Origin of the sequence: Nostoc spongiaeforme FACHB-130 (genome assembly GCF_014698475.1) — a bacterium.
GTDB lineage: Bacteria > Cyanobacteriota > Cyanobacteriia > Cyanobacteriales > Nostocaceae > Nostoc_B > Nostoc_B spongiaeforme.
In genome coordinates this window covers 146,175-153,685 of sequence record NZ_JACJTB010000010.1, presented here as the reverse complement: position 1 = coordinate 153,685, position 7,511 = coordinate 146,175, and the positions used below count along the sequence as shown (strand labels likewise).

At 38.6% G+C, this 7,511-nt stretch carries 7 protein-coding genes; 3 read left to right on the top strand and 4 right to left on the bottom strand.

Going from position 1 to position 7,511, the window contains the following annotated elements:
- Positions 1–311 precede the first annotated feature (311 nt).
- Positions 312–812 (top strand): DUF192 domain-containing protein, encoded by a 501-nt coding sequence (locus tag H6G74_RS10920; protein ID WP_190967689.1) that lies wholly within the window; start codon positions 312–314, stop codon positions 810–812.
- Between the two features lie 489 nt (positions 813–1,301).
- Entirely contained in the window at positions 1,302–1,529 is a 228-nt protein-coding gene (locus tag H6G74_RS10915) for a DUF2949 domain-containing protein (protein ID WP_062295877.1), read from the top strand.
- Positions 1,530–1,710: 181 nt separating this feature from the next.
- Here H6G74_RS10915 and H6G74_RS10910 read toward each other — a convergent pair whose 3' ends face one another.
- The 3 genes from H6G74_RS10910 to H6G74_RS10900 form a co-directional block, all read right to left on the bottom strand.
- The gene (locus H6G74_RS10910) at positions 1,711–2,862 is read right to left on the bottom strand and encodes a pyridoxal-phosphate-dependent aminotransferase family protein (protein WP_190967688.1); all 1,152 of its coding nucleotides are present in this window, start codon (positions 2,860–2,862) and stop codon (positions 1,711–1,713) included.
- 445 nt (positions 2,863–3,307) lie between these two features.
- Complete coding sequence (locus tag H6G74_RS10905; protein ID WP_190967687.1) at positions 3,308–3,967, bottom strand: PEP-CTERM sorting domain-containing protein; 660 nt, start codon at positions 3,965–3,967, stop codon at positions 3,308–3,310.
- A gap of 423 nt (positions 3,968–4,390) precedes the next feature.
- A complete protein-coding gene (locus tag H6G74_RS10900) occupies positions 4,391–5,713 on the bottom strand; it encodes an ABC transporter substrate-binding protein (RefSeq protein WP_190967686.1) in 1,323 nt (440 codons plus the stop codon).
- 254 nt (positions 5,714–5,967) lie between these two features.
- Between H6G74_RS10900 and H6G74_RS10895 the strand changes: the two genes are divergently transcribed.
- Positions 5,968–6,765, top strand: a complete 798-nt coding sequence (locus tag H6G74_RS10895) for an FkbM family methyltransferase (protein WP_190967685.1) — start codon at positions 5,968–5,970, stop codon at positions 6,763–6,765.
- A 7-nt stretch (positions 6,766–6,772) separates the two neighbouring features.
- Here H6G74_RS10895 and H6G74_RS10890 read toward each other — a convergent pair whose 3' ends face one another.
- On the bottom strand, positions 6,773–7,441 hold the full coding sequence (locus H6G74_RS10890; RefSeq protein ID WP_190967684.1) for a glycosyltransferase family 2 protein: 669 nt from the start codon (positions 7,439–7,441) through the stop codon (positions 6,773–6,775).
- Positions 7,442–7,511: the final 70 nt, after the last annotated feature.

Sequence of the window (7,511 nt, the reverse complement as noted above, 5' to 3'; positions counted from 1 at the left end):
CAGCATGACTGGCTCACTTTGGAATGTATGTTTTTTTCTCTTGTTTCTTTTTTCTTTACTTCCTCTGCTTCATTTTTTGCTCCCGATCGCTTGACTTTTAAGACAGTCGCTACTTTTCTCTTCACTTCCCACCCCTCCCACCCCTCCCACACCTCCCACACTTCCCACACTTCCCACCCCTCCCACACTTCCCATGCACTCAACCAGAAAACGCTGTCATGGCCATAAGACCAAAAAAGATACAAAAAGAAGTGGGCTTTCTAGGGTAAATTCTGTAAAATCAAAATTTAAATAACCAAATGGCAAATTTTATGATACGTTGGCTAAGTTTACTGCCAATTCTGCTCAGTCTGTTTCTCATGGGATGTTCTACGCAGACAACAGCCAAGACCCCCATTGCAGTGCAAACTGGCCAAACACTACCAATTGCGGCTAAAGCAGTTGTTCCCAACGGTACAACCATTGAGTTAGAGGTGGCAGTGACTCAAGAACAGCAAGCAAAAGGTTTGATGAATAGACCTGCATTGCCAGATAATCGCGGTATGTTATTCAAGTTTCCGTCTGCACAGCCTGTACAGTTTTGGATGAAAAATGTACCTGTACCACTGGATATGGTCTTTTTACAAAATGGCGTAATCAAGTATATTCAGGCTTCTGCGCCACCTTGTGCTAGTGAGCCTTGTGCCACTTATGGGCCAGATGTACCTATTGATACTGTAATAGAATTGCGTGCAGGACGAGCCAAAGAACTGAAACTTAAACCAGGAGATAATGTCAAAATTAAATTTTTAAATCACAGTAGCTTACGGTAATAAGACTTAAAAACCTTGGTGTAATTAGCCATAGCAACATCTCATCAATAATTTTTCTGTAAAAAAACTGTTAAGTAGATGTGAACTCGCAAATTATTTTTCAAGCATCTAATATGATGACAAAAATAGTAAAAAAAACTACTTAAGAGGTAAAATAACAATCTTAAGGCTTCATAGTAAAAAATCTTCCTTTTGGCGTAAGTGTAAACAGTCTGGCATAAGGGAGCATAGGCTATGGAATGTTTGTTACTCAATGTGTAATTAAATAGAACACCCAGGCAAATTCAGCATGACACTTATTTAACTTGCCGAAGATGCTACTAAAAAACTGAGCAACCCAATGATTGAAAGCCAGGAATTTCCTAGTTTTTTAGGGAAATTGTTCTATTTGCGGATTATCTAAGCAATATTTTCGGATCTTAATCCGGTAATTGCACAGTCTCAACTGAAGTAGTAGCTGCGGACAAAAGAGGAATGGTGAATTTATTTATGAGCATACAAACTAGACAAGGAGGTGAGTTACAAATGTCACCATCAACATATTCACGCTTGATTCATTTTTTACAGGAAGATTTGTCAATTTCGGCAGCATCTTTGGCAGTAGCTTTACGGCATCGGGAACAAGACCCAGGGCCTTTACCAATGATTCTTTGGCAGTATGGGTTGATTACGATGGAACAGTTAGAACAAATTTACGATTGGTTAGAAACTGTTTAAGTATGAAAACTCTTGCAGGAGAAAATCAGGTATGTCACATCCAAACGGCCTTGTTCCAAGGCTGATATACAGGAAAACTGACTTTTACCAAGCCTATTTATGTAAGTCCAGGTTGAAAGAGCGAGTTAAAGATGGTAATTCTACTCGCTCTTTTAATTTATAGACTAATCACTACTGATGATTAACCATTCAATACTTTAGCTGCTGCCGCTACACCAGCACCCGGAGTAAAGTTTTCATAACCGAGTTCTAGCAAGACAACTTCTAGGGATGCTATGCAGCTAAGAATATCGCGATCGCTCACAAAACCCAAGTGACCAATGCGGAAAATTTTATTTTTCAAATGGTCTTGACCACCAGCTAAGGCAATATCAAAGCGTTTTTTCATCAACGAGCGAATTTTATCTGCTTCAATATTTGGTGGGGCTACGGCTGTAATGGCTGGACTAGCACAGCTATCATCTGCAAATAAAGGTAAGTTTAAACCCTTAATAGCGGCGCGAGTCGCATTCTTTTGGCGTTCGTGTCTGCCAAAAATAGATTCTAAACCTTCTTCTTTCATCATTCCCAAGGTGGTATGCAGCGCCACAATTAGATTTACTGGGGGAGTGAAAGGAGTGGTATTTTTAGCGGTGGATTTCTTGTATTTGCCTAAATCTAGATAATATTTCGGCAATTTAGCTGTTTTGTAAGCTTCCCAAGCTTTGGCGCTGACAGACACAAAACCCAAGCCAGGGGGAATCATGTAACCTTTTTGAGAACCGGAAGCGACGACATCTAATCCCCAAGCATCCACAGGTAAATTAAATGCACCCAAACTGGTGACAGCATCCACAATAATTAAAGCTTCACCATGTTCTTTAACGTGGCGGTTGATGGTTTCCAAATCATTGAGAACGCCAGTGGAGGTTTCGCTGTGGGTGACAATGACAGCTTTGATTTCTTTGGCTGTATCAGCTTGTAGTTTAGCCGCAAACTGGGCTGGGTCTAAAGGTTGACCCCATTCGGCTGTAATGGTTTCCACATTCAACCCGTAGGCTTGGCCGACTTCTGCCCAGCGTTCACCAAATTTACCATTACTACCAACTAAAATGCGATCGCCAGGGGATAGAAAATTAATGATCCCGGCTTCTACTGCACCCGTACCGCTAACATTCAGCATCAGCACATCGCTTTCAGTTTGATGTAGCCATTTGAGGTTAGCTGTCACCTCTGCCAAAATGTTACTAAACTCATTGGTACGGTGTCCGATGGGGTGTTTAGCTAAAGCAAGTAAAGCAGCTTCTGGCACTGGTGTTGGGCCAGGAATCATCAGCATCAGCTTATCTTCCATATCTTTGTCCTGATAGTCAAATAAAAGTTAAAAGTTTAGGGGATGGTTAATTCTGGAGCAAAATTGACACATATTTATTTGCGGATTGCACCAGTATTTTCTGTATTCTCCAAATCTCTAAAATTATGGGTCAGCTTGACCTTCGATAACCTGAAACTCTGGTTGTCAGCAATCTCTCCAGACGCATCAATACCCACGTCTGATAGGTCTAGTAGGGGCTGATCTGTAGCTAACGTGAAGAAGACATCTAAGTTTATTACCCAGTGAATTGAAGTTTGATAGCAGCGATTATCTAGAATCTCACAAATTGGGTACAGGTACAATGACTTATCAAATTTTGTAGTCTCTAGTTTGACATAAATAAAGAGCGATGGGCGATCGCTCTCATATTAGTATTTATTTACATTTAACTGCATTACTACACACAACCATAGAGATTGTTTGGTCACACATCCGAGTTAGCTTTTTGTTGTTGCTTTTTTTTATAGCGTAAAGCCACACCAAAAGCACCTGCTGCTAATGAACCGACAATAGTCGCAGGTTCAGGAACAGGCTCATCACTCCCAGAACTCCGAACCGTGAGATTTGATCCCAAAAACCGATCAAATGTATTTACCACTCCAAATCCTATAGTGTAAGTGCCGCCTGTGGTGAATGTGTAAGCAGTTCGAGACGCAGTTTGGCCAAAATTACCTACCTGAAGTACATCAGCCAGTCTATTTAGAGAAGTACCAATAGAGTAGAAAGAAAAATCATTGTAAGGTAAATAATCACCAGCTTGGAAGAGCCAATCAAATGTCAAAACATCTCCAGCTTGGACTGTCAGTGTGTTTTTAATAGCAGAACCATTGTTGACATTTTGACTATTAAAAGCATCTAAAGTTCCAGGCGCTAGTCCCAAGAATGACTCTAGATTAGTGTCAGAAACGCCACCATCAGTCAACAAAGCAGCTTGCTCATCACTCAAGTTAACATTCCCAATACTCTGCCATTCTGTAAAATCTGAAATATTGATCACTGCTGCTGGAGATGGACTAGCAGTAAAAACAAATACTGCTCCCGCACCAGTCACTAGTAAAGTATTTGTCAAACTAAAATTCTTCATTGTATTTAAGCTTGTGAAGATGACAAAGTTTATATGGATAAGGGTGTAAGGGTATGAGGTTTTAACAGGGTTTAGGTGTGCAGAACCCTTACCTCCCACACCCCATCTCCATCGGCAATCTTTGTACGTAAGTCTTGCTATTGATGCTGATACACAACACTTTTCTCTAAAAAACCATCCTAAGCAAGTGTTTTTACTGAAGCTTCATGAAATTTTTATATCTAAAAACATAAACCATGTTTTTAGATAAGCTGCTATCAGCCATCATCAATTAGGGCAGAAACTGAAAATCAAATGGCTCGGCAAATTCTCAAAAGCACTGCTGGCAAATACAATATTCATTCATCGCTGTATTATGGCGATCGCGATTAGAGACTTCACTAATCACGGTTTTCTATAAAATTGGCGTAAATTTTCTCTGTTTCATTTTCCCCAAATCAGTTCTAAACGTTCTTGAGCTTGGTTAAGCGCAGTTTGAGGAGAATCACCTAGCAAAGTTGCCTCAATTGCTCGACCAAGACTTTCAGATATACGACTATATCCAGCTAAAGTAGGACGAGAGCGTGCTACAGACATTTGATCTAAAAAAACCTTGATCCAAGGTTTTTGCTTGATATATTGCTGATAAGCTTCGCTTTGAGCAGATTTGAGATTAACTGGCAAAAAACCTGTACCAATAGACCATTCTGTTTGAAATTCTTCACTTAAAACATATTCTAAAAATTTCCGTGCAGCTTGCTCTTTCTCTGGGGTAGTTTTCATCACATAAAAGTTACCTGTACCTGTGACAGTTGCTTGTTCAACATCTCTGGGTATAGGGAAAACTTGATAGTCTGTCTGAGACTTAGTGATATAAGTCCAAGGGCCAGTAATTTGCATAGCTACACGCCCTTGAAGAAAAGCATCTTCTTCATATCCTCGTTCTGGCGGCGAAAGAGTAGCGGAACCATCTTTTAATAAGTCTTGCCAAAACTGAAGCGCGTGAACTGCTTTGGGGTTATTTAAATTCGGGACACCATTGCTGACAATTTCACCGCCAGCACTCGATAAAAAGGGAAACCAACTAAAAACCGTCCATTCTCCCTTACCCATAGGTAGCAACATTCCATATTGTTCTGGCCGTCCATCCCCATTGCGGTCTACAGTTAATTTTTTGGCAACTTCCCGCAATTCCTCCCAAGTGTTGGGTGTATCTGTAATTCCCGCAGCTTGAAAAAGTGTGGGACGATAAAAAATGCCAATATTACTTGTATAAAGTGGTACTGACCATAAATGTCCATCTAACTTTAATTCATCTAAAAGCTTCTGGCTAAGTTCTGATTTTAAAGGTAGTTTGTCAAACCAATCTTCTAACGGACGAACTGCACTAAGTTCGACTAACTGACCAGTAATTTGGGGGTAAAAGCAGAGAATATCGGGCGGTACTTTACCAACAACTGCTGTTAATATTTTTGGTAGTTGTTGACCCAGTTGACCAGCGTAAATAGATTCTACCTGGATATCAACATGAGTTTGATTGAATTTATCTACTAATTTTTGAAACACATCACGATTTACAGGTGGATTAATTCCATGCCATAGTGTGATGCGAGTAACTTGCTCATTTTGGATTTCTCTTACCTCACAACTCGATAACAAAATAATGCTGATACTCAAGATAAACAGGAAAATAGTAGTTCGCCAAATAGAACCAAGAAACTGATGAAGAATTTTAAGATTGGAGAAGGGAAAAATAGTAAGTTTCATGAAACTTTCCGTTATACACAGTCTGTATGATCGCTAAACGCCTATTTATAAAGTAAATATTAAGTAGGGTATATTACGGCTATATCAGGCTTTGTTGCTTTGAAACAGAGAATTAGCCTTAACGCAATTTATCTCGTGGCATTTTAAGCATGGCTATAAAGCACCCTCAAATTTAAGCTTTACTTTATAAAATATCTCTAAAAATACTAATTTAGATTAAAATATTACGTATTTGCCATTCGGATAGGTCGAATATGGATAAAAATTTAGTCATAGATGTTGGTGTTCATACAGGAGAAGATACTGAGTTTTATCTCAAAAAAGGATTTCGAGTTATTGGTATTGAAGCTAACCCCAATATTTATCGTGACACTAAGCAAAGACTAAATTCCTATATAGAAACTGGTCAGTTGCTACTATTAAATATTGCTGTATCACCCCAAAATCAACCAATTACTCTTTATGTCAACCTAGACAGAAGTTTTTGGAGTACAACTTCACCCGATTTTGTCCAGCGTAACGAGTTTTTTGGCACACGTTCTACACCTATAACAGTAGAAGGGCGAAGATTTGAAGATATTTTACAGGAGTTTGGCACTCCCTATTATCTAAAAGTTGATATTGAAGGTGCTGATATATTATGCTTACAGGGTTTACAGAAAGTTGAAAGCAAACCGCAGTTTCTATCCATAGAATCTACAAAAGAGTCGTGGAATGATCTGTTAAAAGAATTTGCGCTGTTAAAAGAACTTGGGTACAAGAAATTCAAAGCTATCAGACAACCAGATGTACCTCAACAAATCTGTCCCTTTCCAGCGAAAGAAGGTCAATATATCAACCACAAATTTGAATACGGTGCTAGTGGACTTTTTGGAGAAGAAGCCCCAGGAGTTTGGTTGTCAGAAACTGAAGTACTCAAGGTCTACAAACGGGTTTTTCTGGAATATAGACTTTTGGGTACAAATGGGATTTTAAAATTTCCTTTAGGAAAAATATTATTAGAAAGTCTGCAACTAAAAGAGCCTTGGTATGATACTCATGCTAGTCTTTAAATATTGTTTATGGTAACGGGGATTGGGAAGTTGATTCTAAGAAACTTTTAGTCACACTAGTTTCTGCTCTTGTATAAACATATGTTTGCAACTCAGGTAACTTTTGAGTTCTGAATAATTTCTCCGCCCGTTCCCAAAAATCAGTATCTTCTCCGTAAGTCATATTATTAAAACCTTGCAAATCAAAAAATACTTGTCTTTTACCGAAAAATGTCGGACCAAGTACGCATTCTCGCAGATTTATGATTTTACCGGGTTGAAAATAGTCTGCAACCCAAATCTCTTCATCTGTAAGAAATCCACCTTCAATTAAATCAATTTCTGGATACTGTCGTAGATATTTAAGGCGGGTCTCTAGATGTTCTGGTAAATAAGCATCATCGCTATCTAAAAATGTGATGTACTTCCCAAAAGATGCTTGAATGCCAGCATTTTTAGCATGACACTGCTTTTTGTTTTGATGTTTTAAATAACGGATATTTGGAAAAACATTAATATATTGATCTACAATTTCAAAGGTATTATCTGTACTGCCATCGTCTACTATAATTAATTCCCAATCTTGAAAAGTTTGGGCAAGTACGCTATTAATACAACGATTCAAATATTTGCCGCGATTGTAGGTACAAATAATAATTGATATTTCTGGTAGTAAGTCAAAAATTACATTAGTCATGATGCAACCCCTAAAAAATCTAAATTGCTCAATGATATACCAATTTGATGGGATTTCTAAACTACTCATC

Coding starts and splice junctions, on each gene's coding strand:
- H6G74_RS10890 (WP_190967684.1), bottom strand. CDS start 7,441: ATGACTAATGTAATTTTTGACTTACTACCAGAAATATCAATTATTATT.
- H6G74_RS10920 (WP_190967689.1), top strand. CDS start 312: ATGATACGTTGGCTAAGTTTACTGCCAATTCTGCTCAGTCTGTTTCTC.
- H6G74_RS10895 (WP_190967685.1), top strand. CDS start 5,968: ATGGATAAAAATTTAGTCATAGATGTTGGTGTTCATACAGGAGAAGAT.
- H6G74_RS10900 (WP_190967686.1), bottom strand. CDS start 5,713: ATGAAACTTACTATTTTTCCCTTCTCCAATCTTAAAATTCTTCATCAG.
- H6G74_RS10905 (WP_190967687.1), bottom strand. CDS start 3,967: ATGAAGAATTTTAGTTTGACAAATACTTTACTAGTGACTGGTGCGGGA.
- H6G74_RS10915 (WP_062295877.1), top strand. CDS start 1,302: ATGAGCATACAAACTAGACAAGGAGGTGAGTTACAAATGTCACCATCA.
- H6G74_RS10910 (WP_190967688.1), bottom strand. CDS start 2,862: ATGGAAGATAAGCTGATGCTGATGATTCCTGGCCCAACACCAGTGCCA.